At 70.2% G+C, this 26,490-nt stretch carries 24 protein-coding genes; 13 read left to right on the top strand and 11 right to left on the bottom strand.

Annotation, left to right across the window (positions count from 1 at the left end; genetic code table 11):
* Window positions 1–75 precede the first annotated feature (75 nt).
* From ACIHFB_RS05055 to ACIHFB_RS05035, 5 genes are all read left to right on the top strand, one after another.
* Window positions 76–849 (top strand): MHYT domain-containing protein, encoded by a 774-nt coding sequence (locus ACIHFB_RS05055; protein ID WP_400125297.1) that lies wholly within the window; start codon window positions 76–78, stop codon window positions 847–849.
* 60 nt (window positions 850–909) lie between these two features.
* Window positions 910–3,432, top strand: coding sequence for a nitrate- and nitrite sensing domain-containing protein (locus ACIHFB_RS05050; protein ID WP_400125296.1), 2,523 nt, complete (start codon window positions 910–912; stop codon window positions 3,430–3,432).
* The gene (locus ACIHFB_RS05045) at window positions 3,429–3,902 is read left to right on the top strand and encodes a roadblock/LC7 domain-containing protein (RefSeq protein WP_400125294.1); all 474 of its coding nucleotides are present in this window, start codon (window positions 3,429–3,431) and stop codon (window positions 3,900–3,902) included. Before ACIHFB_RS05050 ends, ACIHFB_RS05045 begins: the two co-directional genes overlap by 4 nt.
* 22 nt (window positions 3,903–3,924) lie before the next feature.
* Window positions 3,925–4,338, top strand: a complete 414-nt coding sequence (locus tag ACIHFB_RS05040; RefSeq protein ID WP_365270204.1) for a DUF742 domain-containing protein — start codon at window positions 3,925–3,927, stop codon at window positions 4,336–4,338.
* 114 nt (window positions 4,339–4,452) lie between these two features.
* Window positions 4,453–5,058, top strand: a complete 606-nt coding sequence (locus tag ACIHFB_RS05035; protein WP_400125291.1) for a GTP-binding protein — start codon at window positions 4,453–4,455, stop codon at window positions 5,056–5,058.
* A gap of 14 nt (window positions 5,059–5,072) precedes the next feature.
* On the opposite strand, the gene ACIHFB_RS05030 is transcribed toward ACIHFB_RS05035, so the two are convergent.
* Window positions 5,073–5,501, bottom strand: coding sequence for a PPOX class F420-dependent oxidoreductase (locus ACIHFB_RS05030; RefSeq protein ID WP_400125290.1), 429 nt, complete (start codon window positions 5,499–5,501; stop codon window positions 5,073–5,075).
* A gap of 93 nt (window positions 5,502–5,594) precedes the next feature.
* On the opposite strand from ACIHFB_RS05030, the gene ACIHFB_RS05025 reads away from it, so the two are divergent.
* Both ACIHFB_RS05025 and ACIHFB_RS05020 read left to right on the top strand, forming a co-directional pair.
* A complete protein-coding gene (locus ACIHFB_RS05025) occupies window positions 5,595–6,008 on the top strand; it encodes a roadblock/LC7 domain-containing protein (protein WP_365270195.1) in 414 nt (137 codons plus the stop codon).
* Between the two features lie 121 nt (window positions 6,009–6,129).
* Window positions 6,130–7,023, top strand: a complete 894-nt coding sequence (locus ACIHFB_RS05020; RefSeq protein WP_365270193.1) for a DUF6397 family protein — start codon at window positions 6,130–6,132, stop codon at window positions 7,021–7,023.
* Between the two features lie 7 nt (window positions 7,024–7,030).
* Here the strand turns inward: ACIHFB_RS05020 and ACIHFB_RS05015 are convergent, their stop codons facing one another.
* Window positions 7,031–7,897 carry an acyl-CoA thioesterase II gene (locus ACIHFB_RS05015; RefSeq protein WP_365270190.1) on the bottom strand — a complete coding sequence of 289 codons (867 nt, stop codon included), beginning with the start codon at window positions 7,895–7,897 and terminating at the stop codon, window positions 7,031–7,033.
* Window positions 7,898–7,916: 19 nt separating this feature from the next.
* Entirely contained in the window at window positions 7,917–10,430 is a 2,514-nt protein-coding gene (locus ACIHFB_RS05010) for a DEAD/DEAH box helicase (protein ID WP_400125287.1), read from the bottom strand.
* A gap of 145 nt (window positions 10,431–10,575) precedes the next feature.
* Here ACIHFB_RS05010 and ACIHFB_RS05005 point away from each other — a divergent pair, with 145 nt between their 5' ends.
* Window positions 10,576–11,370, top strand: coding sequence for a metal-dependent hydrolase (locus ACIHFB_RS05005; protein ID WP_365270184.1), 795 nt, complete (start codon window positions 10,576–10,578; stop codon window positions 11,368–11,370).
* A gap of 122 nt (window positions 11,371–11,492) precedes the next feature.
* On the opposite strand, the gene ACIHFB_RS05000 is transcribed toward ACIHFB_RS05005, so the two are convergent.
* From ACIHFB_RS05000 to ACIHFB_RS04980, 5 genes are all read right to left on the bottom strand, one after another.
* Window positions 11,493–11,750 carry a type B 50S ribosomal protein L31 gene (locus ACIHFB_RS05000; protein WP_365270181.1) on the bottom strand — a complete coding sequence of 86 codons (258 nt, stop codon included), beginning with the start codon at window positions 11,748–11,750 and terminating at the stop codon, window positions 11,493–11,495.
* Between the two features lie 57 nt (window positions 11,751–11,807).
* Window positions 11,808–12,278: a DUF5709 domain-containing protein gene (locus ACIHFB_RS04995; protein ID WP_365270178.1), complete on the bottom strand. Its 471-nt coding sequence runs from the start codon at window positions 12,276–12,278 to the stop codon at window positions 11,808–11,810.
* 229 nt (window positions 12,279–12,507) lie between these two features.
* On the bottom strand, window positions 12,508–13,161 hold the full coding sequence (locus tag ACIHFB_RS04990) for a hypothetical protein (RefSeq protein ID WP_365270175.1): 654 nt from the start codon (window positions 13,159–13,161) through the stop codon (window positions 12,508–12,510).
* Window positions 13,145–13,747 carry a sigma-70 family RNA polymerase sigma factor gene (locus ACIHFB_RS04985; RefSeq protein WP_365270172.1) on the bottom strand — a complete coding sequence of 201 codons (603 nt, stop codon included), beginning with the start codon at window positions 13,745–13,747 and terminating at the stop codon, window positions 13,145–13,147. Before ACIHFB_RS04985 ends, ACIHFB_RS04990 begins: the two co-directional genes overlap by 17 nt.
* A 120-nt stretch (window positions 13,748–13,867) precedes the next feature.
* Window positions 13,868–15,379, bottom strand: a complete 1,512-nt coding sequence (locus ACIHFB_RS04980; RefSeq protein WP_400125284.1) for an alpha/beta fold hydrolase — start codon at window positions 15,377–15,379, stop codon at window positions 13,868–13,870.
* Between the two features lie 277 nt (window positions 15,380–15,656).
* Here ACIHFB_RS04980 and ACIHFB_RS04975 point away from each other — a divergent pair, with 277 nt between their 5' ends.
* Window positions 15,657–16,178: a hypothetical protein gene (locus ACIHFB_RS04975; RefSeq protein ID WP_365270166.1), complete on the top strand. Its 522-nt coding sequence runs from the start codon at window positions 15,657–15,659 to the stop codon at window positions 16,176–16,178.
* An 82-nt stretch (window positions 16,179–16,260) separates the two neighbouring features.
* Here the strand turns inward: ACIHFB_RS04975 and ACIHFB_RS04970 are convergent, their stop codons facing one another.
* Both ACIHFB_RS04970 and ACIHFB_RS04965 read right to left on the bottom strand, forming a co-directional pair.
* The gene (locus ACIHFB_RS04970; protein WP_400125283.1) at window positions 16,261–18,042 is read right to left on the bottom strand and encodes an ABC transporter ATP-binding protein; all 1,782 of its coding nucleotides are present in this window, start codon (window positions 18,040–18,042) and stop codon (window positions 16,261–16,263) included.
* The gene (locus ACIHFB_RS04965; RefSeq protein ID WP_365270160.1) at window positions 18,039–19,826 is read right to left on the bottom strand and encodes an ABC transporter ATP-binding protein; all 1,788 of its coding nucleotides are present in this window, start codon (window positions 19,824–19,826) and stop codon (window positions 18,039–18,041) included. The genes ACIHFB_RS04970 and ACIHFB_RS04965 overlap by 4 nt, the downstream gene beginning before the upstream one ends.
* A gap of 180 nt (window positions 19,827–20,006) precedes the next feature.
* On the opposite strand from ACIHFB_RS04965, the gene ACIHFB_RS04960 reads away from it, so the two are divergent.
* A complete protein-coding gene (locus ACIHFB_RS04960) occupies window positions 20,007–21,620 on the top strand; it encodes a peptide-N4-asparagine amidase (RefSeq protein ID WP_400125281.1) in 1,614 nt (537 codons plus the stop codon).
* A 168-nt stretch (window positions 21,621–21,788) separates the two neighbouring features.
* Window positions 21,789–23,165 (top strand): cation:dicarboxylate symporter family transporter, encoded by a 1,377-nt coding sequence (locus tag ACIHFB_RS04955; protein ID WP_400125279.1) that lies wholly within the window; start codon window positions 21,789–21,791, stop codon window positions 23,163–23,165.
* 65 nt (window positions 23,166–23,230) lie between these two features.
* Here ACIHFB_RS04955 and ACIHFB_RS04950 read toward each other — a convergent pair whose 3' ends face one another.
* A complete protein-coding gene (locus tag ACIHFB_RS04950; protein ID WP_400125277.1) occupies window positions 23,231–23,695 on the bottom strand; it encodes a MarR family winged helix-turn-helix transcriptional regulator in 465 nt (154 codons plus the stop codon).
* 94 nt (window positions 23,696–23,789) lie between these two features.
* Here ACIHFB_RS04950 and ACIHFB_RS04945 point away from each other — a divergent pair, with 94 nt between their 5' ends.
* A complete protein-coding gene (locus ACIHFB_RS04945; RefSeq protein WP_400125276.1) occupies window positions 23,790–25,592 on the top strand; it encodes an ABC transporter ATP-binding protein in 1,803 nt (600 codons plus the stop codon).
* A 43-nt stretch (window positions 25,593–25,635) separates the two neighbouring features.
* Window positions 25,636–26,478: an endolytic transglycosylase MltG gene (mltG, locus tag ACIHFB_RS04940; protein ID WP_365270145.1), complete on the top strand. Its 843-nt coding sequence runs from the start codon at window positions 25,636–25,638 to the stop codon at window positions 26,476–26,478.
* The last annotated feature ends 12 nt before the right edge of the window (window positions 26,479–26,490 follow it).

The raw sequence follows: 26,490 nt of genomic DNA, 5'->3' as shown, positions 1-26,490 counted from the left end.
CTCTGCGTCATATTCCAGCACCTTTCGAAATGCGCCCCCTTTGTGCGCCCCTGCCCCGACTAGCGTCCCTGGGCCATGGGACACCTGGACCACGCCGCCCTCGGCTGGCTGACACCCGTGCTGTCGTACCTCATGGCCTGTATCGGCGCCGCGCTCGGACTGCGCTGCACCGTCCGCGCGCTCGGCGCCGGTGGCCGGTCACGCCGCAACTGGCTCATCACCGCCGCCTCGGCCATCGGAACCGGCATCTGGACCATGCACTTCGTGGCCATGCTCGGCTTCAGCGTCAGCGGCACCGACATCCACTACGACGTGCCGCTGACCGTCGCGAGCCTCCTCGTCGCCATGGCCGTCGTCTGTGCCGGCGTCTTCGCCGTCGGCTACAGCCGCGACCGCGGCCGTGCACTTCTGATCGGCGGGCTCACCACCGGCCTCGGCGTCGCGAGCATGCACTACCTCGGCATGGCGGCGGTGCGCCTGCACGGCCACGTCGACTACGACCCGGTACTCGTCGGACTCTCCGTGCTGATCGCCGTCGTCGCCGCCACGGCGGCCCTGTGGGCGGCGCTCAACATCAAGTCGCCGGTCGCCGTCACCATCGCCTCGCTGATCATGGGGGCGGCGGTGACCAGCATGCACTACACCGGGATGTTCGCGGTGACCGTGCGGGTCACGCCTTCCGGCGACGTCCTGCCCGGGGCCACGGCGATGCAGTTCATCTTCCCCCTCGCCGTCGGTCTCGGCTCCTATCTCTTCCTGACCTCGGCCTTCGTCGCTCTGTCGCCCACGAAGGGCGAGCGCGAGGCATCCGCCTCGGCCCAGCGTCCGGTCGAGAGCGTCGCCCGCTAGCGGCGGATCCGGCCCGGTGACGGTCCGACAGCCCCCGAACGACTTCCGAGCGAGGAGGCCATGCGTACACCCCGTAGGACCCGTGAAGCCGGCGCCGAGACGCCGCCCCAGCCATCCGTGCGCGGCCGTCGCGCCCATGCCGGACCACCCGCGGACGAAGGTCCGGGCGAGTCCGCGGGCACGATCGTCGACGATGCCCCCGCGCGCGGGGGACGATGGCGAATACGACCGCGCACCGTACGCGCCAAGATCGTCTGCCTGCTGATGGTGCCTGTGGTCTCGCTGCTGGCCCTCTGGGCGTACGCCACCGTCAGCACCGCCCAGGACGTCTCCCGGCTGCGGCAGTTGCAGCGCGTGGACTCGGCGATCCGGGCCCCCGTCGCGGACGCCGTCGCCGCTCTCCAGGCCGAGCGGGAGGCCGCCGTGCGTCATGCGACCGATCCGTCCGCCGGGCAGAGCGGCGACATCAAGCGGCTCTCCGAGCGCACGGACCGGGCCGTCGCGGAACTGCGGCTGGGCGAGCACAACACCGTCGCCGAAAGCGAGGAACTGCCCGCGGGAGTGGCCGCGCGTCTGGAGGCGTTCGTCACCGCCGCCGAGGAACTGCGGCCGCTGCGAACCGCGGTGCTGGACCGGCGTGCGGGCTGGGAGGAGACGTACGGGCAGTACACGAGGACCATCGCGACGGCCTTCGGAGTGGGCGGCGCACTCACCGGCATCCAGGACGCCGAACTCGGCTCGGACGCGCGCGTGCTGCTCGAATTCTCCCGCGCGGGCGAGGCGTTGGCTCAAGAGGACGTCGTGCTGGCCGGCGCACGCCTCGCCGGCCGGCTCGACGGTGAGCGGATGCGGCTGTTCACCGGAGCTGTCGACACCCGCCGCGCTCTCACCGAATCCGCCGTCGCGGACCTGCGCGGCCCCGAACGCACCGCCTGGCGGGAACTCGCCGACGGCAGCGCCTATGCCGCCGTGGGCGCCGCCGAGGACAAGGTCCTCGCCACCGGGTCGGGCGCACGGGCGATCCACGCCGCACCGGAAGCCACCTGGGACCGGGCGCACGCGCGCGTGCAGGACGCGATGCGCACGATCGAGGAGGACGCCGGGCGCGGTGTCGCCGACCGGGCCGACCCGTTCACCCGCGGTCTGCTCACCCCGGCCGGTGCCGCGGTCCTGTTCGGCCTCGCTGCCGTGGCCGCGTCGCTCGTCATCTCCGTACGCATCGGCCGCGCCCTCGTCGTCGAGCTGGTGAGTCTGCGCAACAGCGCCCTGGAGATCGCCCGGCGCAAACTCCCGGAGGCCATGGGCAAGCTGCGCGCGGGCGAGGAGATCGACGTCAGCGCCGAGGCGCCGCCCGGTCCGCCCGCGGAGGACGAGGCCGGTCAGGTCGCCGAGGCCCTCGGCACCGTGCACCGCGCAGCCCTGCGGGCGGCCGTGGAGCGCGCCGAGCTCGCCAGCGGCATCTCCGGGGTCTTCGTCAACCTCGCCCGTCGCAGCCAGGTCCTCGTCCACCGCCAGCTCAGCCTCCTCGACAGCATGGAACGCCGCTCCGAGGACCCGGGCGAGCTGAGCGACCTGTTCCGGCTCGACCACCTCACCACGCGAATGCGGCGCCATGCCGAGAGCCTGATCATCCTCTCCGGAGCGGCACCCGGCCGGGCCTGGCGCATGCCGGTCTCCCTGACGAACGTGGTCCGAGCGGCAGTCTCCGAAGTCGAGGACTACGCGCGCGTGGAGGTACGACAACTCCCCGAGACCGCCGTCATCGGCGCCGCCGTCGCCGACCTCACCCACCTCCTCGCGGAGATCGTCGAGAACGCCGCCCAGTTCTCGCCCCCGCACACGCGCGTGCGCATCACCGGCGAACCTGTCGGCAACGGCTACGCCATCGAGGTCGAGGACCGTGGTCTCGGCATGGGCAAGGAGACTCTCACCGAAGCCAACCATCGCATCGAGCAGTCCGAGACCCTCGACCTGTTCGACAGCGACCGGCTCGGCCTCTTCGTGGTGAGCAGGCTCGCGGCCCGGCACGGCATCAAGGTGCACCTGCGTACCTCGCCCTACGGCGGCACGACCGCGGTCGTCCTGCTGCCCACGGCCCTGCTGCACAGTGGCGCGGCGGAACGTTCCCCCCGCAAGGCGGCAGAGGCGGAACGACCCGCGGAGCCCGAGTACGCGCGTGTGCCCGGCCCCGCCCGGCACCAGGAGTCAGTGGCCGCGTCCGCGGACCGACCCGCGCTGGTCGCCCCCGTAACTGCCGCTGCGGACACCGCGGCAGACACACCACCCCCCGGAGTCACCACCTTGCGACTGCATCGCCCCCCGGACGACTCCGAAGCCTCCGACGACCTCCCCCGCCGGGTACGGCAGGCCAGCCTCGCCCCTCAACTGCGCGACGGACGCCCCGAGGACCCGGCACCACCGCCCGCCGCCCGCAGTGACGACGAGCGCACACCCGAACGCGTACGGGACCGCATGGCGGCCTATCGCGACGGCTGGGTGCGCGGCGGCGGCAGACAGCCGGGACGCGGTGCCACCCCGGAGACCACAGCGGGCAGCGACGGACGCGAAGGAGACCTCGCATGATCCAGGACCCGAGCATGAGAGCCGACGCGGGGGTCCCCCCGGTCGAGCGAGGCCGAGAGTGGGGGAGGTCCGGCGAACTCGACTGGCTGCTGGACGACTTGGTGCTGCGCGTGAGCGAGGTCCGGCATGCCGTGGTGCTGTCCAACGACGGACTGGCCGTGGGTGCCTCCACCGATCTCCGGCGCGAGGACGCGGAACACCTCGCCGCGGTCGCCTCCGGCTTCCACAGCCTGGCCAAGGGCGCCGGCCGGCACTTCGGCGCGGGCGGCGTACGCCAGACCATGGTGGAGATGGACGACGCCTTCCTGTTCGTGGCCGCGGCGGGCGACGGTTCCTGCCTCGCCGTCCTCACCGCCGTCACCGCCGACATCGGGTTGGTGGCCTACGAGATGGCGCGGCTGGTCAAACGCGTCGGCGAGCACCTCTACGCGGCGCCACGCGTCGCCTCGCGGCCGCCCGCCGCCGGCTGAGCCGAGAGGGCGGTCCGCGCACATGACCGAGGACACGACGGGCGCCCAGCGGGAGCAGGGCAGCCAGTGGTACGACAACGAGGCCGGGCCCCTCGTCCGCCCCTACGCCATGACCGGCGGGCGCACCAAACCCGGTCCCACCGGAGTGCGGTTCGACCTCATCGCCCTCGTCAGCCTGGACGCGGGCGCGCCCGGATTCGACGACGACACCGCGCTCGGGCCGGAACACCGCGCCCTCATCGACCTGTGCCGCACCGAGACCCAGTCGGTCGCCGAACTCGCCGCGGGCGCGGAACTGCCCGTGGGTGTGGTGCGCGTGCTCCTGGGCGACCTGCTGGAACTCGGCTGCGTCACCGTCCGCCGCCCGGTGCCGCCGGCGCAGCTGCCCGACGAACGGATTCTGCGCGAGGTGATCGATGGATTGCGAGCGCTGTAGATGAACGTTCGGAAACAGGCCAATAGCGGTCCAATCCCTCAAGAACGGGCCGCAGTTGCCATGATGCTGACTTCACACGTCGACCGTTGCCGGCACTCCCGAGAGAAGTGATCGATGGTCTCCGAGCACTCCGACGCCCAGGGCGGCGACTCCGCCCCCCTGGCGCTGAAGATACTGGTCGCCGGCGGATTCGGCGTGGGCAAGACCACCCTGGTGGGCGCGGTCAGCGAGATCAGGCCCCTGCGCACCGAGGAACTGCTCAGTGAAGCCGGTCAGTTGGTGGACGACACCGGCGGAGTGGACCAGAAGGTCACCACCACCGTCGCCATGGACTTCGGACGCATCACCATCCGGTCCGGCTTGTCCCTCTACCTGTTCGGCACGCCGGGCCAGGACCGCTTCTGGTTCCTGTGGGACGAGTTGGCGCAAGGCGCGCTCGGCGCCGTGGTCCTCGCGGACACCCGGCGCCTGGAGGACTGTTTCCCCGCGGTCGACTACTTCGAGCACCGGCACATCCCGTTCGTGGTGGCCGTGAACTGCTTCGCCGGCGCACGCGCCTACGGAGCCCATGACGTCTCCCGCGCGCTCGACCTCGACCGGGGAACGCCCGTGGTGCTCTGCGACGCCCGCGACCGCGACTCGGGAAAGGAAGTTCTGATCCGGCTCGTCGAGTACGCCGGGCGGATGCACACCGCCCGGCTGCTCGACTCCGTGGGTTGAGAAGGCAGTTCGGCTCAGTCCGAGACGTTTTTCTCCGCCAGGACCTTGTCGATCGAGACACGGACGAGGAGTTCGCCCGGGACGCCATTGCGGTCCCCGAACTCCTCGGCGCGGTCCTCGCCCATGTACCGTGCACCGATCCGTCCGGCCCAGTGCCGCAGCTCCGCGAGATCCTCGGAGATGTGGGCGCGACCGGTCAGCACCACATAGGCGTACGGCGGCCGGTCGTCGTCCACGCACAGCGCAACGCGTCCGTCACGGGCCACATTGCGCCCTTTCACGCTTGTGCCGTGAGTGTTGAACACCACCTCGTCCCCGTCGAGCACGAACCAGATCGGCGTCACATGTGGGCTCCCGTCTGCACGGACGGTCGACAGCTTTCCCGTGCGGGTGCCGTACGAGACGAACTCCCGCCATTCCTCGTCAGTCATCTTCTGCGCCATGCCCCCATCCTCCTTGCCCCGACGCCCGGTCGTCCGGAAGGCTGGCCAGCAGATCCTCCAGCCAGGGGGAGACATCACACGGGGAGACGGATCATGGCGCAGAACCAGGGACTCGGCTGGCTGCTGGACGACCTGACCGAGCGCGTCGAACAGGTACGGCACGCATTGGTCCTGTCCAATGACGGGCTGGTCACGGGGGCGAGTACGGGCTTACGGCGCGAGGACGCGGAACATCTCGCCGCCGTCTCGTCCGGACTGCACAGCCTGGCCAAGGGCTCGGGACGCCACTTCGGCGCGGGCAGAGTACGCCAGACGATGGTGGAGTTCGACGACGCGGTCCTGTTCGTCACCGCGGCCGGCACCGGCAGCTGTCTCTGCGTGCTCAGCGGTGCGGAGGCAGACATCGGCCAGATCGCCTACGAGATGACCCTGCTCGTCAATCGCGTCGGCGAGCACCTCGGCGTGGACGCCCGTCAGCCCGAGCAGGGCCCGATCACAGACCCCTGACCTGCGCGTTTCCCCTCGCCCTTGGAGTTATCCACAGGCCCGCCACGAGATCCGCCGGACCGGCTACGGTTTTTTCACGGCGAGCGCACACGGCGTGAGCCGCTGACTCCACGGGGGAGACATGTCCGGCGACACCATCACGAAACCGCACCGACTCTCTTGGGCGCCGAGCCGAGCCGCCCGCGAACTCGGGCTCAAGCGGCGAGAGTTCGAACTCGCTGTCAACCTGGGCCGCATCCGGACCGTGCCCGACGAAGGAGGCGGGGGCCGGCGCGTGTCGCACGAGGAAATCGAGCGATTGCGCGCGGACGACGGTTTCCCCGAGGCGCTGCTCGGTGCCGTCAAGGCCGTGGGCACCACGGAGGGTGCCCACATCATGGAGGTGACCCCAGCGAGGTTCACCCGACTCGCGCGGCTCGGTCTCGTGGTGCCGGTCACGTTTTACCTCAACCGCTACCGAGCAGTGGTCTGGCTCTATCTGGCCGAGGAACTACGCCAGTTCGCGGCCGATGAGAAGAACGCTCCGCTGTTGAACGGCCGGACGCCCGAAGGGCTGAAGGACCAGCTGGACGCGGGCCTGGACCTACGGCCCCGCAACTGGCGTGGCCGCCACCTGGGATTCCTGCTGCGGCAGGCCGACGACCCCTGGCAGCACGCCGGTGCCGTGGCCGCCCTGCTCGACCCCGTCCAGATCGCGGAGATCGCCACAGACCCCTATGAGCGGGCCCACCTGAACAGGTTCCGGCCCGGTCCGCCCGCCCACGGCGCACCCGGATCGCCCGCCGCACACCTCGCCGAGCGGATCATGACGGCGAGCGACCCGGACGAGATCAGCTGGCTCCGGGCGGACCTGACACAGGCGCTGAACGAGGCGCGCACACACCGCCCCGCACCCCGGCCAAAAGCGAAGCAGCCCGATCCACCTGCCGCCCCGGACCGCACCCCGCCCCGAACCGAAGAGCCCGGGCGATCGCGGGGAGGACTGCTGGGTTGGCTGCGCCGCAGAGGAGCGTGAGCGTGACCTACAGCGCCCGGAACAACCCCTCCTGGACGACGGACACCAGCAGGCGTCCCTCCACGTCGTAGATACGACCACGGGCAAGACCCCGTCCGCCCGTCGCGATCGGCGACTCCTGGTCGTACAGGAACCACTCGTCCGCGCGGAACGGCCGATGGAACCACATGGCGTGGTCAAGAGACGCCATGTCGAAGTTCCGCGGGCCCCACAGGGGTTCGACCGGGATACGGACGGCGTCCAGGAGGGTCATGTCGCTGGCGTAGGTCAGCGCGCAGGTGTGCACGAGCGGGTCGTCACCGAGCGGCCCGACGGCACGCATCCACACGGCGCTGCGCGGCTCGGCGTCCTCGACCTCTTCGGCGGTCCAGCGCAGTCGGTCCACGTAGCGGATGTCGAAGGGCTGACGCCGGGCCATGCGCTCCAACTGCTCGGGAAGCGCGCCGAGATGCTCCCGGATCTCCTGCGTCACCGTCGGCAGGGACTCCGGGTCCGGGACCTTGCGGGCCGGCGGCAGCTGGTGCTCGAAGGGACCTTCCTCAGGCTTGTGAAAGGAGGCGGTGAGATTGAAGATCGTGCGGCCCTGCTGCACGGCGGTGACCCGACGGGTGGTGAACGACCGCCCGTCCCGGACCCGCTCGACCTGGTACACGATCGGCACGCCCGGCCGGCCCGGGCGCAGGAAGTACGCGTGCAGCGAGTGCACCGGGCGCTCGCCGTCCGTGGTGCGCCCGGCGGCGACCAGCGCCTGGCCGGCCACCTGTCCGCCGAAGACCCGTTGCAGGGACTCCTGCGGGCTGCGGCCCCGGAAGATGTTGACCTCGATCTGCTCCAGGTCGAGCAGGTCGACAAGTCTCTCGGCCGGATTCGTCATGCGTGGGATTCTCCTGTGCTCACAGCTGGCCGACATCGGTGACCCGGACGACCGCTCGGCCCTCCGAGTCGGACGCGGCGAGGTCGATCTCCGCGCTGATGCCCCAGTCATGATCGTCGTTCGGGTCGTCGAAGATCTGGCGTACGCGCCACAGACCGTTCTGCGGCTCCTGCTCGATGACGAGCAGTTTGGGACCGCGGGCATCGGGGCCGGTGCCGAGGTCGTCGTACTCGTCCCAGTACTTGTCCATCGCCTCGCCCCAGGCGTCCGCGTCCCAGCCGGACTCCGCGTCCATCTCGCCCAGCTCCTCGACCTGGTCGAGTGCCGCCAGCTCGACGCGGCGGAACAGGGCGTTGCGGACGAGGACCCGGAAGGCGCGCGCGTTCGCCGTCACCGGCTTGACCTCGTCGGCCCTCTCCTGGGCCTCCTCGGCGGTCATCTCCTCCGGATTGGCCAGCTGTTCCCACTCGTCCAGCAGGCTGGAGTCGACCTGGCGCACCATCTCGCCGAGCCACTCGATCAGGTCCTGGAGGTCCTCGGACTTGAGGTCGTCGGGGATGTTGTGGTCGAGGGTCTTGAAGGCGCCGGCGAGGTAGCGCAGGACGATGCCCTCGGTGCGGGCCAGCTCGTAGAAGGACACCAACTCCGTGAACGACATCGCCCGTTCGTACATGTCACGGATGACGGACTTCGGCGACAGCGGGTGGTCCCCCACCCAGGGGTGGCTCTTGCGGTAGGTGTTGTAGGCGTGGAAGAGCAACTCCTCCAGGGGCTTCGGGTACGAGATGTCCTGGAGCCGCTCCATGCGCTCCTCGTACTCGACACCGTCCGCCTTCATCGCGGCCACTGCCTCGCCGCGCGCCTTGTTCTGCTGGGCGGCGAGGATCTGCCGCGGGTCGTCCAGCGTCGACTCGATGACGGACACCATGTCCAGGGCGTACGACGGCGACTCGGGATCCAGCAGCTCGAACGCGGCCAGGGCGAAGGTGGACAGAGGCTGGTTCAGCGCGAAGTCCTGCTGGAGATCGACTGTGAGACGGACGATGCGGCCCGAGGCGTCCGGCTCGTCCAGCTTCTCGACGATGCCGCCGTCCAGCAGCGAGCGGTAGATGGCGATCGCCCGCCGGATGTGCCTGAGCTGCTGCTTGCGCGGCTCGTGGTTGTCCTCCAGGAGGTGCCGCATCGCCTCGAAGGCATTGCCGGGCCGGGCGATCACCGACAGCAGCATCGTGTGCGTCACGCGGAAGCGGGACGTCAGCGGCTCCGGATCGGAGGCGATGAGCTTCTCGAAGGTGTTGTCGGTCCACCCGACGAAACCCTCGGGCGCCTTCTTGCGGACCACCTTGCGGCGCTTCTTCGGGTCGTCGCCCGCCTTGGAGAGCGCCTTCTCGTTCTCGATGACATGCTCGGGCGCCTGTGCCACCACGAAGCCGGCCGTGTCGAAGCCCGCGCGCCCGGCACGCCCGGCGATCTGGTGGAACTCCCGGGCGCGCAGCGTGCGGACGCGGTTGCCGTCGTACTTGGTGAGAGCCGTGAACAGCACGGTGCGGATGGGGACGTTGACACCCACGCCGAGCGTGTCCGTGCCGCAGATGACCTTCAGCAGACCGGCCTGCGCGAGCTTCTCCACCAGACGGCGGTACTTGGGCAGCATGCCGGCGTGATGGACACCGATGCCGTGCCGGACGTAGCGGGAGAGGTTGCGGCCGAACTTGGTGGTGAAGCGGAAGTTGCCGATCAGCTCGGCGATCTGGTCCTTCTCCTCGCGCGAGCACATGTTGATGCTCATCAGCGCCTGCGCCCGCTCCACGGCCTGCGCCTGGGTGAAGTGCACGATGTAGACCGGCGCTTGCTTGGTGTCCAGCAGTTCGGTCAGCGTCTCCGTGAGCGGGGTGAGCCGGTACTCGTAGGAGAGGGGGACGGGACGGGTCGCCGAGCGGACGACCGAGGTCGGGCGGCCGGTGCGCCGCGTGAGGTCCTTCTCGAACATCGAGACATCGCCGAGCGTGGCCGACATCAGGACGAACTGCGCCTGCGGAAGTTCGAGGATCGGGATCTGCCAGGCCCAGCCCCGGTCGGCCTCCGCGTAGAAGTGGAACTCGTCCATGACGACCTGGCCGACATCGGCGTTCTTGCCGTCGCGCAGGGCGATCGACGCGAGCACCTCGGCGGTGCAGCAGATCACGGGGGCGTCGGCGTTGACGGACGCGTCGCCGGTGAGCATGCCGACGTTCTCGGTTCCGAACATCTTGCACAGCTCGAAGAACTTCTCCGAGACGAGCGCCTTGATCGGGGCGGTGTAGAAGGTGACCTCGTCACGGGCGAGGGCGGCGAAGTGCGCACCCGCCGCGATCATGCTCTTGCCGGAGCCGGTGGGCGTGGACACGATCACGTTCGCACCGGAGACCACCTCGATCAGCGCCTCCTCCTGGTGGGGGTAGAGGGTGAGGCCGCGCTCCTGGGCCCACGACTCGAAGGCCTCATAGAGAGCGTCGGGGTCGGCGGTCGGCGGCAGCTGATCGATGAGGGTCACGCCCCCATCTTGCCTGCCCTCCTGCCCGATGGGGGAATCGGATGCAGACCCGAAGATCGCGAACGCTACGCTGTGTCGCCGACGGAACGTCAGCGCAGCAAGTCAACTGGACAGTGGCACACGAGGAATGGGGCGGGCAGCGGCAATGATGGGACCAGCACACTCACTGTCGGGAGCCGCGGCTTGGTTGGGCGTCGGTGCGGCGGCCGCCGCGACCGGGCGCACCATGCCCTGGCCGGTCCTCCTGGTCGGAGCCCTGATCTGCGCCGGCGCCGCGCTCGCCCCGGACCTCGACCACAAGGCGGCGACCATTTCACGGGCCTTCGGGCCGCTCTCCCGTGGGCTCTGCGAGATCGTCGACAAGCTGTCGTACGCCGTCTACAAAGCCACGAAGAAGCAGGGCGACCCGCGCCGCTCCGGCGGACACCGCACGCTCACGCACACCTGGCTGTGGGCGGTCCTGATCGGTGGGGGCGCATCCGTCCTGGCCATCACCGGGGGCCGCTGGGCGGTGCTGGGGATTCTGTTCGCGCACATAGTGCTGGCCATCGAAGGGCTGCTGTGGCGAGCCACCCGGGGATCCAGCGCCGACGTCCTCGTCTGGCTGCTGGCGGCGACCAGTGCGTGGATTCTCGCGGGTGTCCTGGACAAGCCGGGCAACGGCGCGGACTGGCTGTTCACGGCACCCGGCCAGGAGTACCTGTGGCTGGGGCTGCCCATCCTGCTGGGCGCGCTGGTGCACGACATCGGGGATGCGCTGACGGTCTCCGGCTGCCCGATCCTGTGGCCGATACCGGTGGGCCGCAAGCGCTGGTACCCGATCGGCCCGCCCAAGGTGATGCGGTTCCGGGCGGGCAGCTGGGTCGAGCTCAAGGTGCTGATGCCGGCGTTCATGCTGCTCGGTGGCGTGGGCTGCGCGGCGGCGCTGAACTTCATCTGACCTCGGCGCCTACGCACGGGGCGGCCTGTCGATCTCGAAGGCCGGATACGACCGCCGTACGTCATGCACCAGACGTCACGAACCAGGCGTTACGAACCAGACGTCAGGAACCAGGTCTGTCGTCAGCCGCCCTGGCCGGTGGCGCCGTAGCGCTTCTCGAAGCGGGCGACGCGGCCCTCGGTGTCCACCGTCCGTGCCTTGCCGGTGTAGAAGGGGTGGCTCTCGGAAGAGATCTCCACGTCCACGACCGGGTAGGTCTCGCCGTCGTCCCACTCGATGGTCTGGTCGCTCGTGGCGGTGGACCGGGTGAGGAAGGCGTAGCCGGCGGCGCGGTCGCGGAAGACGACCTGGTGGTAGTCGGGGTGCTTGTCCTGCTGCATAAGGGCTCCTTGTACGGCGTGGGGACGGCCGCCGGCGGCGGCGCGTGGACGACGGGATCAGCCGGACAGGGTGTCCTCGTCGACGATGTGCATCGCGGCCTCCTCGGCCGAGGCGGCCGCTCCGTCGATGCCGACATCCGTGGCGACCATGGCGCTCTCCTCGTCCTCGTGCGCCCCCTCGTCGGGGGCCACGAGACGACCGGAGCGGGCGGCGCCGACCTCGTTGTCCCAGAGCTCCCCGTCGGTGCCCTGGCAGTCGCCGAGGCCGTCCCCGTCGGGCTCGGCGGGGTCCGGAAGCTCCTCGGCGAGCCGTTGGTCGAGCGTCTCGCCCTGCTGACGCTCGGCGGCCGTCACATCGGAGCGCTCCACCGCCCATGGTCGGTCCGGCGGAGACCAGCCCCGGTCGAGGGGGTCGTCGACACCGTCGTTGTCCAGGGTGTCCTCCGCGTCGAGCAGCCCCGCGTCGTCCTGGACCTCGGATCCGTCGGGCTGGTAGACGTCGTCTCCCCATCCGTCGGCGCTGTTCACGGGTACCTCCAGGTGAGGGGGACGGGCCCGTTCCGACCAGGGTCGGTGGCGGGCGGCCGGTGCGCGGGGCGCGGGCGGCACTCGATGGGAACCGAGCGGTTCCCGGGTGCACTCCGTGAGCCGGTACCGATATCCAGCCTTCCACCCCGGTTCGGGACCGCGCAACGGCACGAGGCGGAGACGGTCCGGGTCACCCAGTGCCGCAAGGGTGGGACGGGGCATCGCGACGTCAGCCGTCCAGGTCTGCCGACGACCACACGTGACCGCCGTCCGCGACGAGCTCGACACGATCGACGGTGGCGGCATCCCCGTACGCGATCCAGGTGGCCCGGCCGGAGGAGGGCATCCACCAGGCGCCGGCGTCACGCGTGGTTCCGTCGGTGAGCAGGAGCCGGCATGTGTAGTGGGTACCGGGAGGACCGTCCGTGATCTGCATGACCACCACGCGCTCGGCGCCGAAGCGGCTCGGCTCCACGGTGCCGACCGTGGTCCCGGCACCGGTGACCAGCAGGGCTCCGCGGTCGCTCGCGGTCACCTGCACCGGGCCCGGGGCGTCGCGGTCGAGCAGCGTCGCGCCCGCCGCGCCCAGGCAGAGACCGGCCGCGGCGGCAGCGGCGACCAGCAAGAGCCGCCGCCGGTAGGAGTGGCGGGTGGTGGTCCGGGGGTGGAGTTCCAGACGGTCGAGGACCCGGGCGTCGAACCCGGCCGGGGCCGCGACCGCGGGCGCCGCCGGCAGCACGGAGTCGACGGCCGCCGAGATGTCGTCGTACGAGGAGCGGCAGGTCGGACAGGTGGCGAGATGGTGCAGGAGCTCCGTCTGCTCGCCGGGGAGCGTACCGAGGGCCAGAGCGATCAGCTCGTCCTCTTCAGGGTGGTGTGCCATCGGGGCTCCCCTCCTTCAGCGAGTCGCGCAGCCTTTTCAGACCGGTGCGGATGCGGGTCTTGGCGGTGCCGAGCGGGATGTTCTCGTGCCGGGCCACTTCGGCCGCCGTACTGCCCCCGAGCACGGCCAGTGCCACCGCGCGTGCCTGCTCGATCGGCAGGGAGCGCAGCCGCCGCAGGGCGCGCTCGCTCTCCAGCGCGGCCAGCGCCGACCGTGCGGCGCCGTCGGCCTCGGCGTCGGACCGGAGGGTCACGGTGAGGAGCCGTTCCAGGGTCTCGGCCAGTACGGGAGTGGAGCGCCGGGCCCGGACCGCGTCGATGGCGGCGTTGCGGGTGATGGTGAGCAGCCAGGTGAGGGCCGACGCACGCCGGGCGTCGTAGTTTCCCGCTGCTCGCCAGGCCCGTACGAACACCTCCTGGCTCACGTCCTCGGCCAGGCCGGGATCGCGGGTCACCGACAGCGCGAGGCCGTACACCGCGTCCTGGAAGCGTCGGACGAAGGCGACCGCCGCCTGCTCGTCGCCCAGCGCGAGGCCGGCGACGAGCGAGGCGTCGTCGACCCGGTCGGCGCGCGGGAACAGCTCCACACATCTATGTACGCACGAGAGCGCCGAAGGGATTGAGCCCGGACCAACCAGTCGTCGTCGGCCCGGATGCTGACCGACTGCGCAGCCGACTCCGAAACCGACTGAGAAACCGTCCTCCGCTCAGTCCTCCGCGGCAGGGGCGCAACGGCTCCCGGCGCTCGGGATCTTCAGCTCCGTGAGGTAATCGTCGACGGCGTCGCGTGTGCAGTCGCTGCGGCCGTAGACGCTGTGTCCCGCGCCCTCGTACGGCACCAGGACGGTCGTCCCGCGGGTCTGCCGGTGCACATTGGTCGCCCATGCGTAGTTGTTCGCCGGATCGTGCAGCGAATGCAGCATGAGGATCTTGGGTGCGTCGGTGATGCGCAGACGGTGCTGGGGGTTGTTCACGTCGTTCGGCAGGCCGACGCAGCCGGCCACCGCGGCGTGGACGCGTGGGGTGCCGCGCATGTGCGGTGCGGCCCGCAGTTCGGCTTCGGTCAGGCGGGCGAACTCCGGGTAGTTCTTCGGCCGGAATCGCCAGTCCTGGCAGAACACGGCGTGGAACGGCTCGGCGGTCGTCTCCGGCCCGGTTCCCTGCGACGTCCGCGCTTGAGGCTGCTGCGGTTCCTGCGGTTCCCTCGGTGTCTGTGCGTCGAGGGCTGCCAGATGCGTGGCCAGTTCGTCCCGGTCCGGGCCGTAGAACTCCGCAAAGGCGGCGAGCGCGATCGCGTGCGCGGTCAGGATCTGGTCCGGACTCTTCGGATCGCGTATCTCGCCCCGGTCCGCCCTGGCGAGCAGGTTGTCCCACACGGCAGTGACGTCCCGGCCGTGCAGCGCGCAGGAGCTGGTGCGATCGCACCACTGCACGAACTGGCGGAACGAGTCCTCCGCGGTGGCGGCCGAGGAGACGAGGAACTCCCGGGTGCCGAGGCTGTGGTCGATGTTCGCGGTGAGGGCCATGGGCCGGATCCGGTCGCCGTACTGCTCGGCGTACTGCTCACCCATCAACGTTCCGTAGGAGTGACCGAAGTAGTTGATCTTCTTCTCGCCCAAGGTCCTGCGGATCGCGTCCATGTCCCTGACGACGCTCAAGGTGTCGGCGTGGTCGAAGACCGGACCACTGTGCCGTCGGCAGTCCTCGCGCAATGTGCGGTTGTACTCGGCGAGTTGATCGAACTCCGCCTGGTTACGGGGGTAGGGCGAGGGGCGTTGGGCCAGCAGTTTCGTCGAGCACTTCACCGGACTGCTGCCACCGACGCCCCGCGGATCGAACCCGATGATGTCGAACCGTTCCTGGATGTCCGCGCTGATGTAGGACGTGGCACGTCCTACGGCGAAGTTCACACCGGATTCCCCCGGCCCACCCGGGTTGACCAGCAGCACGCCGACCCGGCGCCCCGGTTCGGCCGCCTTGCGACGGGCCACCGCGAGATCGAACTGTTCGGCCGACGGGCGTGCCCAGTCGACGGGCAGGCGTAAGGTGCCGCATTCAGCCGAGGGGTCCTGAGGGCACGGCTTCCAGTCGATCCTTTCCTGTGCCTGCATGTTCGTGCCCCGACGGGAGGCTCCCGCCGACTCCACACCCGGCGTCGACGCTCCGGCCAACACCCCGGCAGCGAGCACTCCGGTGAGCGCTCTGACGAGCAGTTGCATGAAGTCCCTTCCGAGGATCTCGCGAAACGGATCACGGGTCGCCCCGCTCGGCGAACGTGGCAGCGAGGCAATCGGGGCCGCAACCGTGCGGGACGGGAATCAGGGAAGGCACCGGGACGTGGTCAGGGTTCTGCTCAGGGTGACGCCTCAGGGGTTGCCTCCCGGGCCCCTGAGTTCTTCCAGGGCCCCGAGTTGTTCCTAGGGTCCCGAGTTCTTCCCGGACAATCCCTTTGCGCCGCTCGCCCGTAGAACCTCCGTCAGAAGGGACGGAGAGATCATGAGGCGAAGCAGTATCACCGCGGCAGGGTTCGCGCTCGCGGCGGCATTGACGCTGGCCGGCTGCGGAGGCGGAGGCGGAGGCGGAAACGAGGCCGGCGGCGGGGCATCGGCGGGCACCGACACCTCCACCGTCAGGACGAGCGAGTCGCCGCTGGGGGACATCCTCGTCGACGGCAGCGGCCGCACGCTGTACCTCTTCACGGAGGACGGCACCAACACCAACTCCATGGACTGTGACGCGGCCTGTCTCAAGCTGTGGCCGCCCATGGAAGGCAAGCCGGAAGCGGGCCCGGGCGTCGACGCGAAGCTCATCGGCACCACGAAGGGCGACGGCGAGCAGCAGGCGACCTACGCCGGGCACCCGCTGTACTACTACGCCCAGGACCGGGCCGAGGGCGATGTGAAGGGACAGGGCATCGACAGGATCTGGTACGTGCTCGACGACAAGGGCAAGGCCGTCACCAGTGCCGTTCCGTCGGCGGACGACAACGACAACGGCACGGGCGGCTACGGCTACTGAACAGGTACAGGCTGTGCGGGGACGTACGGCTGCCACTCACCCGCCAACGGCAACCACCCGCCCCCGCTCCCGCCCCCCCCGCTCACCCATGCCACGACCGCCAAAGCGCCGCATACGCCCCCTCCGCCGCAACCAACTGGTCATGGCTGCCCAGCTCGCTGATCCGGCCGTTCTCGACGACGGCGATGACGTCGGCGTCGTGGGCGGTGTGGAGGCGGTGGGCGATCGCGACGACCGTGCGGCCGTCCAGTACCCGGCTCAGGGACCGCTCCAGGTGACGCGCCGCCCGTGGGTCGAGCAGGGAGGTCGCCTCGTCCAGGACCAGTGTGTGCGGGTCGGCCAGCACCAGGCGGGCCAGCGCGATCTGCTGGGCCTGCGCCGGAGTGAGCGCCGCCCCGCCGGAGCCGACCTCGGTGTCCAGGCCGTCGTCGAGCGCCCGCGCCCAGTCGTCCGCGTCCACGGCGCCCAGCGCCGCCCACAGCTCGGCGTCGGTGGCGCCCGTGCGGGCCAGCAGCAGGTTGTCCCGCAGGGAGCCGACGAACACGTGGTGTTCCTGGTTGACCAGCGCCACGTGCGAGCGGACGGCCTCGGCCGGCATCCGGGACAGTTCGGCACCGCCGAGGGTGATCCGGCCGTCCCGGGGCGCGTAGATCCCGGCGAGCAGCCTGCCCAGCGTGGACTTGCCCGCGCCCGAGGGGCCGACCAGCGCCAGCCGGGTGCCCGGGGCGACGTCGAGGGACACCTTGCGCAGCACGTCCACGCCTTCGAGGTAGCCGAAGCGGACCTGGTCCGCCCGCACATCGCGCCCGTCGGGGTCGAGGGCGGCGTCACCGGCGTCCGGCTCGATCTCCCGGACCCCGACCAGCCTGGCCAGCGACACCTCGGCCACCTGGAGCTCGTCGTACCAGCGCAGGATCAGCCCCACCGGATCGACGAGCATCTGCGCGATCAGCGCGCCCGTCGTCAGCTGGCCGACGTCGATCCAGCCGTGCAGGACGAACACTCCGCCGACCATCAGGACGGAGCTGAGCACCGTCACATGGGTGATGTTGACGACCGGGAAGAGCACCGACCGCAGCCACAGCGTGTAGCGCTCCCAGGCCGTCCACTCCTTGATCCGCCGGTCGGACAGTTCGATACGGCGGTCACCGAGGCGGTGGGCCTCGACGGTGTGCCCGGCGTCCACGGTCTCGGCGAGCACGGCGGACACGGCCGCGTACCCGGCGGCCTCCGAGCGGTAGCCGGACGGCGCGCGCTTGAAGTACCAGCGGCAGCCGACGACCAGCAACGGCACGGCGAGCAGGACCGCGGCGGCGAGCGGCGGCGCCGTGACGACGAGTCCGCCGAGCAGCAGCGCCGCCCACACCACACCGATCGCCAGCTGCGGTACGGCCTCGCGCATCGCGTTGGCCAGCCGGTCGATGTCGGTCGTGATCCGGGACAGCAGGTCGCCGGTCCCGGCCCGTTCCAGGACACCCGGCGGCAGCCCGACCGAGCGTACGAGGAAGTCCTCGCGCAGATCGGCCAGCATCCGTTCGCCGAGCATCGCCCCGCGCAGCCGCACTTCCCGTACGAACACGGCCTGGATGACGAGCGCGACCAGGAACAGCGCGGCGGTGAGCTCCAGATGAAGCTCGCGCGCATCCTCCGACACGCGCTCCACGAGCCCGCCGAGCAGGTACGGGCCCGCCATCGAGGCGACCACGGCGACCGTGTTGACGCCGACGAGGAGCAGGAAGGCACGGCGGTGCCGGCGGAAGAGTTCGGCCACATAGGCGCGTACGGTCGCGGTGGCGCCGACGGGCAGGGTGTTCGCCGTAGTCGGGGCCGCCGGGTCGTAGGCCGGTGGCGCCACGCCGATCATGCTGTCTCCTCGATCTCTTCCAGTTCTTCCCATACGTCGTTCAGCGCGGCCTCTTCGTCGGTCTCCCGGGTGACGACGGCGCGGTACCGGGGCGCCTTGAGCAGGAGTTCGCGGTGTACGCCGACCGCCGCGACCTCGCCCTCGTGTACCAGCACGACCCGGTCGGCGCGGTCCAGGAGCAGCGGCGAGGAGGTGAACACGACGGTCGTGCGCCCCTCGCGCAGCTCCTTCAGGCCTCCCGCGATCCGTGCCTCGGTGTGCGAGTCGACGGCGGAGGTCGGTTCGTCGAGGACGAGTACCTCCGGGTCCGTCAGCAGCGACCGGGCCAGTGCGAGCCGCTGGCGCTGGCCGCCGGACAGGGAGCGCCCGCGCTCGGTGATCCGGGCGTCCAGCGGGTCCTCGGCGTCGAGCGAAGCCTGCGCGAGCGCCGTCAGGACGTCGTCGCACTGCGCCGCCGCCAGTGCCTGCTCGGGGGCCACGTCACCGGAGGCGGGCACGTCGAGCAGTTCGCGCAGCGAACCCGACAGCAGCACCGGGTCCTTGTCCTGGACGAGGACGGCCGTCCGCGCGGAGTCGAGCGGCAGCTCGTCCAGCGGCACGCCGCCCAGCAGCACCGACGTGCTCTCCTCCGCGGGGTGCCCGCCGAGCCGTTCCGCCAGTCGTCCCGCCGCGTCGGGGTCGCCGCACACCACCGCGGTGAACCGGCCGACAGGAGCCAGCAGACCGGTCGCCGGGTCGTAGAGGTCCCCGGACGGCACCTCGGGGGCCCGTGATCCGCCGGTGTCCGTGGCGCGCTCCAGCGCCAGCACACGTGCGGCCCGCCGGGCCGACGGACGTGAGAAGGAGTACGCCATGGCGATCTCCTCGAAGTGCCTGAGCGGATAGGTCATGATCATGACCGAGCTGTAGACGGTGACCAGTTCGCCGACGGTGATCCGGCCCTGGCGGGCCAGGTGCACGCCGTACCAGACGACGGCGATCAACAGCAGCCCCGGCAGCAGCACCTGGATCGCGGAGATCAGGGACCACATCCGGGCGCTGCGCACCGCCGCGCGGCGCACCTCCTGCGAGGCGTTGCGGTAGCGGTCCAGGAAGAGCTCCTCGCCGCCGATGCCGCGCAGGACGCGCAGTCCGGCAACGGTGTCCGAGGCCAGCTCGGTCGCACGCCCCGCCTTCTCGCGCTGGATGTCCGCCCGCCGGGTGGCCCGGGGCAGCAGTGGCAGCACGGCGACCGCCACGACGGGCAGACCGACGGCCACGACCACCCCGATCGCGGGCTGGTAGACGACCAGGGCGACACAGACCAGCACGACGGTGACCGCGGCCGCGGTGAACCGGGACACGGCCTCCACGAACCAGCCGATCTTCTCGACGTCACCCGTGGAGACGGCGACGACCTCACCGGCCGCGACGCGTCGGGTGAGCGCCGAGCCCAGCACCGAGGCCTTGCGCGCCAGCAGTTGCTGGACGCGGGCGGCGGCGGTGATCCAGTTGGTGACCGCGGTGCGGTGCAGGAGGAGTTCGCCGGTCGCAGTGCCCACGCAGGCCAGCGCCAGCAGACCGCCCGCGAGGGCGAGCCGGTCGCCGGAGTGGTCGACGGCGGCCTGGACGGCCAGTCCGACGAAGAACGGCAGCGCGGAGACGGATCCGAAGTGCAGCAGGCCCGAGGCCAGCGACTTCAGCTGCCCGCCCAGCTGATTCCGGAAGAGCCACCACAGGAATCGTGGCCCCGAGCGTGCGTCCGGCACACCAGGGTCGGGATACGGAAGGTCTTGAATCTGCATGACGTCCCAGTGGCTCGTCTCAGGTCGGAAGGGGTGGTGTGGAAGGCGGCAACAAGCCGTGACAGGTTCGCGTCGCAGCGTGTCCGGAGGCAACCGGTTTTCCGTTCCCCGGTGCGGATCGGGGAGCCCGTCCCGGCTGCTCATTGCGCGGGACACCCCACTCCCCGTAGAACACCGGCCATGAAGAGACGGATCATCATGTCCATGCTCGCCGGAGCGACCCTCCTCGCGAGTACGGTCCTCGCAGCGACCCCCGCTCAGTCCGCCGACGTCCCGCCCGAGTTCAGCACCAGCGACTGGCACGACCCCGTCACCGCCGCTCCGCCCGTCACCAAGCCCGCCGGCACGTCCTGCCAAGTCACCCTCGCCGAGGCGCAGTTCCGTGACTTCACGCCGTACACCGGCGGTTACGCACCACCGGACGGCTGCGGCGACCGCTGGAGCAAGGTCGTCCTGCGGATGGACGGCAAGGTCAAGGGGCGCCAGTACGACCGGCTCGGCTATCTGCACGTCGGCGGCGTCGAGATCTTCCGTACGTCGACACCGCAGCCGTCGCCCGACGGCATCGAGTGGTCCGTCGAGAAGGACGTCACGCGCTACAGCGACACGTTCCGCGACGCCCAGGACGTGGAGATGCTCATCGGGAACGTCGTGGACGACACGTACACGGGGATCATCGACGTCAAGGTCACGCTGACGTTCTACGCGGCCGGGAAGGCGGCCGAGCAGGCCGCGGCCGCGCCTCCGGACCAGGTCCTCACCCTCGCCGCCGACTCCACCCTCACCACCCCGCGCAACAGCGAACGCATCGTCGCCGAGGTGTACGCCACCGGCTCGGGCGGCGGCTGCGAGGAGTACTGGTATCTGACCGTGCCCGACTCGGCGCCCTACTCCTGCCAGGCCGACGACGGTCCCTACCGCGAGGTGCAGGTGAAGGTCGACGGTCAACTGGCCGGAATCGCCGCGCCGTTCCCGACGGTGTGGACCGGCGGCTGGTCGAACCCCTTCCTCTGGTACGTCGTTCCGGGGCCCCGCGCCTTCGACATCAAGCCGATCGAATACGACCTCACCCCCTTCGCCGGCATCCTCAACGACGGCCGTCCGCACCGCATCGAGGTCTCCGTGGTCGGCGTCCCCGAGGGACAGGTCGGCTGGAGCGCTCCCGTGAACGTCCTCGCCTGGCAGGACGTGAAGCGTGCGCACGTCGGTGGGAAGCTCACCGTCCACCGGGAAGGGGAGCTCACCGACTCCTCGACGCATACGCCCGGTTCGGAACACCGTGTGGACACCGAGGGCGGACATCGGCTGACCGTCGCCGGATACGTCGACACCTCGCACGGCCGGGTGACGACCACCGTCAGCCGGTCCCTGGCGAACAGCTCCGTGCACCGCTGGACGGAGGGCGAGACCGTCGACGGTCTCGACGCCCGCTGGACGGACGACGAGTCGGTCACCGTCGACGGACGCGGTCCGGCCCGGACGACGCGCGCGCAACGGACGTACACGATGGACGGCACGACCACGCTCGGCGCCGGTGACAGGCTGCGCACGGTCCTGACGCTCGGAGACCGCGCCTCGGTCGTCACCTCGCAGGGCGGTCGGCGGCTCGCGTGGTCGCGGCTCGACGACACCTACGCGGGCGACGCCACGTACACGATCAACGTGCCGCGCGACCAGCGGCACGCGGTCGGTACGACGAGCGAGCGGTACCGGCTGTACGGATCGGGCGGGTGCCACGACCGTGCGCTGACGACCGTTCAGGGCGTGCTGACCGAGGACCGCGAGCGCTGCTGAGCAGGTGGTGTGCGATGGGTCACCCGGCGGTTGATTTACCTGGCTGATACGCGGCGGTTTCCGGATGGATCAACGGCACCCCGAGAGTGATCCAACCCGGAAACCGCTTTCCGTATGTCAGAAGTCCCTGGGCTTCTGACATACAGCCGTCCCCCACTAGGAGTGCCCGTGCCGCAGTCCGTACCGTCACTGCCGCGACGCGTCGCACGCATACTGCGTACCTCTCTCTTCGCGCAGGTCGCCTGCGCGCTCGTGCTCGGAATCGTCGTCGGCAAGCTGTGGCCCGACTTCGCCGCGGATCTCCAGCCGCTCGGCGACGGTTTCACCCGGCTCATCAAGACGATCATCTCGCCGCTGGTGTTCTGCGTGGTCGTGGTCGGTATCGCCAAGGCCGGTGACCTGAAGGCCTTCGGCCGGATCGGGCTCAAGGCCCTCATCTGGTTCGAGGTCGCGAGCACGCTCGCCTTGCTCATCGGGCTGCTCGCCGCCAACGTCGTGCAGCCCGGCTCGGGGATGAACGTCGACCCCTCCACGCTCGACACCTCGGCCGTCGACGCGAAGACGGGCGGCGGCTCGCTGCCCTCGACGACCGAGTTCATCGTCAACGCGATCCCCACCAGTTTCATCGGTGCCTTCGCCGAGAACGAACTCCTCCAGGTGCTGATCCTGGCCTGTCTGGTGGGCGCCGCGCTGCTTCACCTCGGCCACACCAAGGTGCCGAAGGTGCTGCCCGCCATCGAGCAGGCCCAGGAGATCATCTTCGCGATCGTCGGCTTCATCATGCGACTCGCCCCGATCGCGGTGTTCGGCGCGATGGCCGTCCTGATCGGCCAGTACGGGCTCGGAGTGATCGAGACCTACGCCAAGCTGATCGTCCTGTGCTACGTTGCCGCGGCGCTCTTCATCGTGCTCCTCGCCGTCGCGCTCAAGGTGGTCACCGGACTCAGCCTGTGGAAGTTCCTCCGCTACATCCGCGAGGAGATGCTCCTCGCGCTCGGCACCGCCTCCACCGAGTCCGTCATGCCGCGCGTGATGCAGAAGCTGCGGAGGGCCGGCGCCCGCGACGACGCCGTCGGCCTGGTGCTGCCCACCGGGTACTCCTTCAACCTCGACGGCGCCTCGCTCTACCTGTCCATCGGCACGCTGTTCATCGCCCAGGCCGTGGGCGTGGACCTCAGCCTGGGCCAGCAGATCACCGTGATCCTGGTGCTCATGCTCACCAGCAAGGGCATGGCCGGCATCCCCGGTTCGGCCTTCCTCGCGCTGTCCGCGACCGCTTCCTCGCTGGGGGCGATCCCCGCCGGGGCCGTCGCCCTGCTCCTCGGCGTGGACCGCATCATGGACTCGATGCGCGTCGTCACGAACCTGCTCGGCAACTGCGTCGCCGTCTTCGCCGTGTCCCGGTGGGAGGGCGCGCTGGACACGGAGCGGGCGAGGAAGGTGCTGAACGGCGAGGTCGAGCCCGCGTCCGAGACGGAGGACGGCGAGGTCCCGCCCGCCCCCGCGGCCGTCCCCGCCGGGTCGGCCAAGGAGCCCGCCTCCTAGGTCGGTCGGGACTCAGTCGCACCACTACGTGGCCATCGCTCCCCGGGGCGGTGGCCACAGTGTTTTCAACAGCTCGGCACCCCGTCGACCAACGTGTCCAGCAGCCCGCCGAGCACCTCGCGCTGTGCGTCCGTCAACGGCGCCAGAATCTCCTCGGCCGCGGACCGTCGCGCCGCCCGCAGCGCCCGCAGTGTCTTCTGACCGTCGTCCGTGAGCTCGATACGGATCACCCGGCGATTGGTCGGATCGGGCGCCCGCCGCACCTTGCCGCTCGTCTCCAGCCCGTCCACCAGCGTCGTCACGGCGCGCGGGACGACCTCGAGGCGTTCGGCCAGGTCGGCCATGCGCGGCGGCGAGTCGTAGTGGGCGAGGGTGCGCAGCAGTCGGGACTGGGCCGGGGTGATCCCCAGACAGCGCTGTTGCAGGTGGCGCTTCTGGATGCGGTGCACACGACGGGTGAGCCGCAGCAGTTGCTCGGCCAGCGGGCCGTCGGTGTCGGGGGAGGGTGTGGGAGCGGGGGCGGCGGTCATGCGGGAACAATATCAGGACTACGTTCATTGTGAGCATAGGTAACAATGAGCTAAGCTCCGTCAGTCATCATCCACTCACCTCCCGCAGGAGCCCATGAAACCCGAACACGAACCCGTGTGGACCCCGCTCACCGACGCCGAGGAGAAGCCCCGGCAGGTGCGCCGCATCCTGAAACTCTTCCGTCCGTACCGCGGACGCCTCGCCGTGGTCGGCCTCCTGGTCGGCGCCTCGTCCCTCGTCTCCGTCGCCACCCCCTTCTTCCTGAAGGCGATCCTCGACACCGCGATCCCGCAGGGCCGCACCGGCCTGCTCAGCCTGCTCGCGCTGGGCATGATCCTGAGCGCCGTCCTCACCAGCGTCTTCGGCGTCCTCCAGACCCTGATCTCCACCACCGTCGGCCAGCGCGTGATGCACGACCTGCGCACCGCCGTCTACGGCCGTCTGCAACGCATGTCGCTCGCCTTCTTCACGCGCACGCGCACCGGCGAGGTCCAGTCCCGCATCGCCAACGACATCGGCGGCATGCAGGCCACCGTCACCTCCACCGCGACCTCGCTGGTCGCCAACTTCACCAGCGTCGTCGCCACGATCATCGCGATGATCGCGCTCGACTGGCGGCTCACCGTCGTCTCGCTGCTCCTGCTGCCGCTGTTCGTATGGATCAGCCGACGCGTCGGCAACGAACGCCGGAAGATCACCACCCAGCGCCAGAAGCAGATGGCCGTGATGGCCGCCACGGTCACCGAGTCGCTCTCCGTCAGCGGCATCCTGCTCGGCCGCACGATGGGCCGCTCCGACTCGCTGACGAAGTCCTTCGGGGAGGAGTCCGAGGACCTGGTCGACCTCGAAGTGCGGTCGAGCATGGCCGGACGCTGGCGGATGGCCGTCATCACGATCGTCATGGCCGCCATGCCCGCCGTCATCTACTGGGCCGCGGGCATCACCCTCCAAGTCGGCGGCCCCGCGGTCTCGATCGGCACGATCGTCGCCTTCGTCTCGCTCCAGCAGGGCCTGTTCCGGCCGGCCGTCAGCCTGCTCGGCACCGGCGTCCAGATCCAGGCCTCGCTCGCCCTCTTCCAGCGCATCTTCGAGTACCTCGACCTGCCGATCGACATCACCGAACGCGAACAGCCCGTCCACCTCGACCGCGTCAAGGGCGAGGTCCGCTTCGAGGACGTCGAGTTCCGCTACGACGCCAAGAGCGGGCCGATCCTCGACGGCATCGACGTCACCGTCCCCGCGGGCAGTTCCCTCGCGCTCGTCGGCCCGACCGGCGCGGGCAAGTCGACGCTCGGCTATCTGGTGCCGAGGCTGTACGACGTGACGGGCGGCCGCGTCACCCTCGACGGCGTCGACGTCCGCGACCTCGACTTCGACACCCTCGCCCGCGCGGTCGGCGTCGTCTCCCAGGAGACGTACCTCTTCCATGCCTCCATCGCCGAGAACCTGCGTTTCGCGAAGCCGGACGCCACCGACGAGGAACTGCACGCGGCGGCGCAGGCGGCCCAGATCCACGACCACATCGCCGGGCTGCCCGACGGGTACGACACGGTCGTCGGCGAGCGTGGTCACCGCTTCTCCGGCGGCGAGAAGCAGCGCCTGGCCATCGCGCGCACGATCCTGCGCGATCCGCCGGTGCTGATCCTCGACGAGGCGACCAGCGCCCTGGACACCCGCACCGAACACGCCGTCCAGGAGGCGATCGACGCGCTGTCGGCCAACCGCACCACGCTCACCATCGCGCACCGGCTGTCCACCATTCGGGGTGCCGACCAGATCGTGGTCCTCGATGCCGGGCGCGCGGTCGAACGCGGCACGCACGAGGAGCTGTTGGACCGGGAGGGGCGGTATGCGGCGCTGGTCCGCAGGGACGCCCAACTGGAGCCGACCAGCTAAAGATATGTCGGGTTTGTGAGGTTATGCGGGTTACCGTTCCCGCATGCACTTCAACATTCCGCCACGGAGCACGTTTCGCCTGACGCGCCGGGGCCGTTTCGCCCTCATCGCGACCGGGGCCGTCCTGGCCGGCACCGCCGTGGCGGTGCCGTTGCTGACCCTGGGCGACGAGGACGAGGCCAAGCCGACGACCCTGGTGATCCCGGAGGGCTGGCGTGCGGGCCAGGTCTACGACACCGTCGACAAGACCCTCGAACTGCCGCCGGGTACCACCAAGAAGTCCTTGGCCAAGGCCAGCCTGCGACTGCCGGTCGACGCCGAGGGCAACCCCGAGGGCTATCTCTTCCCGGCGACGTATCCGCTCGACGAGAAGACGACGCCCGAGACGCTGCTGTCGTCCATGGTCGACATCGCCAACCAGAGGTTCAGCGGTGCCCCGATCGCCGCCGGCGCGCAGCGCAACGCGATGAACGTCTATCAGGCGGTCACCATCGCAAGCATCGTGCAGGCCGAGGCCGCCACCAAGGCCGACATGGGCAAGGTGGCCCGGGTCATCTTCAACCGACTCGAACGCGGTATGCCGCTCCAGATGGACTCCACCATCAACTACGCGCTCAACCGCTCCACCCTGAAGACGACCCTTGACGACACACGGATCGAGAGCCCCTACAACTCCTACCAGCGCATGGGCCTGCCGCCCACGCCCATCGACAACCCCGGTGAGGAGGCCGTCCGCGCCGCTGTCACTCCGACTCCGGGCGACTGGCTGTACTTCGTCACGGTCAAGCCGGGCGACACCCGCTTCACGGCCGACTACGTCGAGCACCAGCGCAACGTCGCCGAGTTCAACGCCCTCCAGAAGAAGACTCCGCAGTCGAAGACCTGACCGGCCGGGACA

This window comes from Streptomyces sp. NPDC051963 (assembly GCF_044593495.1).
In the GTDB taxonomy this organism is placed as follows: Bacteria; Actinomycetota; Actinomycetes; order Streptomycetales; family Streptomycetaceae; genus Streptomyces.
Note: the sequence above shows the minus strand (reverse complement) of the source record. Positions and strands in the feature narration are given on the sequence as shown.

Coding starts and splice junctions, on each gene's coding strand:
- ACIHFB_RS05055 (WP_400125297.1), top strand. CDS start 76: ATGGGACACCTGGACCACGCCGCCCTCGGCTGGCTGACACCCGTGCTG.
- ACIHFB_RS05050 (WP_400125296.1), top strand. CDS start 910: ATGCGTACACCCCGTAGGACCCGTGAAGCCGGCGCCGAGACGCCGCCC.
- ACIHFB_RS05045 (WP_400125294.1), top strand. CDS start 3,429: ATGATCCAGGACCCGAGCATGAGAGCCGACGCGGGGGTCCCCCCGGTC.
- ACIHFB_RS05040 (WP_365270204.1), top strand. CDS start 3,925: ATGACCGAGGACACGACGGGCGCCCAGCGGGAGCAGGGCAGCCAGTGG.
- ACIHFB_RS05035 (WP_400125291.1), top strand. CDS start 4,453: ATGGTCTCCGAGCACTCCGACGCCCAGGGCGGCGACTCCGCCCCCCTG.
- ACIHFB_RS05030 (WP_400125290.1), bottom strand. CDS start 5,501: ATGGCGCAGAAGATGACTGACGAGGAATGGCGGGAGTTCGTCTCGTAC.
- ACIHFB_RS05025 (WP_365270195.1), top strand. CDS start 5,595: ATGGCGCAGAACCAGGGACTCGGCTGGCTGCTGGACGACCTGACCGAG.
- ACIHFB_RS05020 (WP_365270193.1), top strand. CDS start 6,130: ATGTCCGGCGACACCATCACGAAACCGCACCGACTCTCTTGGGCGCCG.
- ACIHFB_RS05015 (WP_365270190.1), bottom strand. CDS start 7,897: ATGACGAATCCGGCCGAGAGACTTGTCGACCTGCTCGACCTGGAGCAG.
- ACIHFB_RS05005 (WP_365270184.1), top strand. CDS start 10,576: ATGATGGGACCAGCACACTCACTGTCGGGAGCCGCGGCTTGGTTGGGC.
- ACIHFB_RS05000 (WP_365270181.1), bottom strand. CDS start 11,750: ATGCAGCAGGACAAGCACCCCGACTACCACCAGGTCGTCTTCCGCGAC.
- ACIHFB_RS04990 (WP_365270175.1), bottom strand. CDS start 13,161: ATGGCACACCACCCTGAAGAGGACGAGCTGATCGCTCTGGCCCTCGGT.
- ACIHFB_RS04980 (WP_400125284.1), bottom strand. CDS start 15,379: ATGCAACTGCTCGTCAGAGCGCTCACCGGAGTGCTCGCTGCCGGGGTG.
- ACIHFB_RS04975 (WP_365270166.1), top strand. CDS start 15,657: ATGAGGCGAAGCAGTATCACCGCGGCAGGGTTCGCGCTCGCGGCGGCA.
- ACIHFB_RS04970 (WP_400125283.1), bottom strand. CDS start 18,042: ATGATCGGCGTGGCGCCACCGGCCTACGACCCGGCGGCCCCGACTACG.
- ACIHFB_RS04965 (WP_365270160.1), bottom strand. CDS start 19,826: ATGCAGATTCAAGACCTTCCGTATCCCGACCCTGGTGTGCCGGACGCA.
- ACIHFB_RS04960 (WP_400125281.1), top strand. CDS start 20,007: ATGAAGAGACGGATCATCATGTCCATGCTCGCCGGAGCGACCCTCCTC.
- ACIHFB_RS04950 (WP_400125277.1), bottom strand. CDS start 23,695: ATGACCGCCGCCCCCGCTCCCACACCCTCCCCCGACACCGACGGCCCG.
- ACIHFB_RS04945 (WP_400125276.1), top strand. CDS start 23,790: ATGAAACCCGAACACGAACCCGTGTGGACCCCGCTCACCGACGCCGAG.
- mltG (WP_365270145.1), top strand. CDS start 25,636: ATGCACTTCAACATTCCGCCACGGAGCACGTTTCGCCTGACGCGCCGG.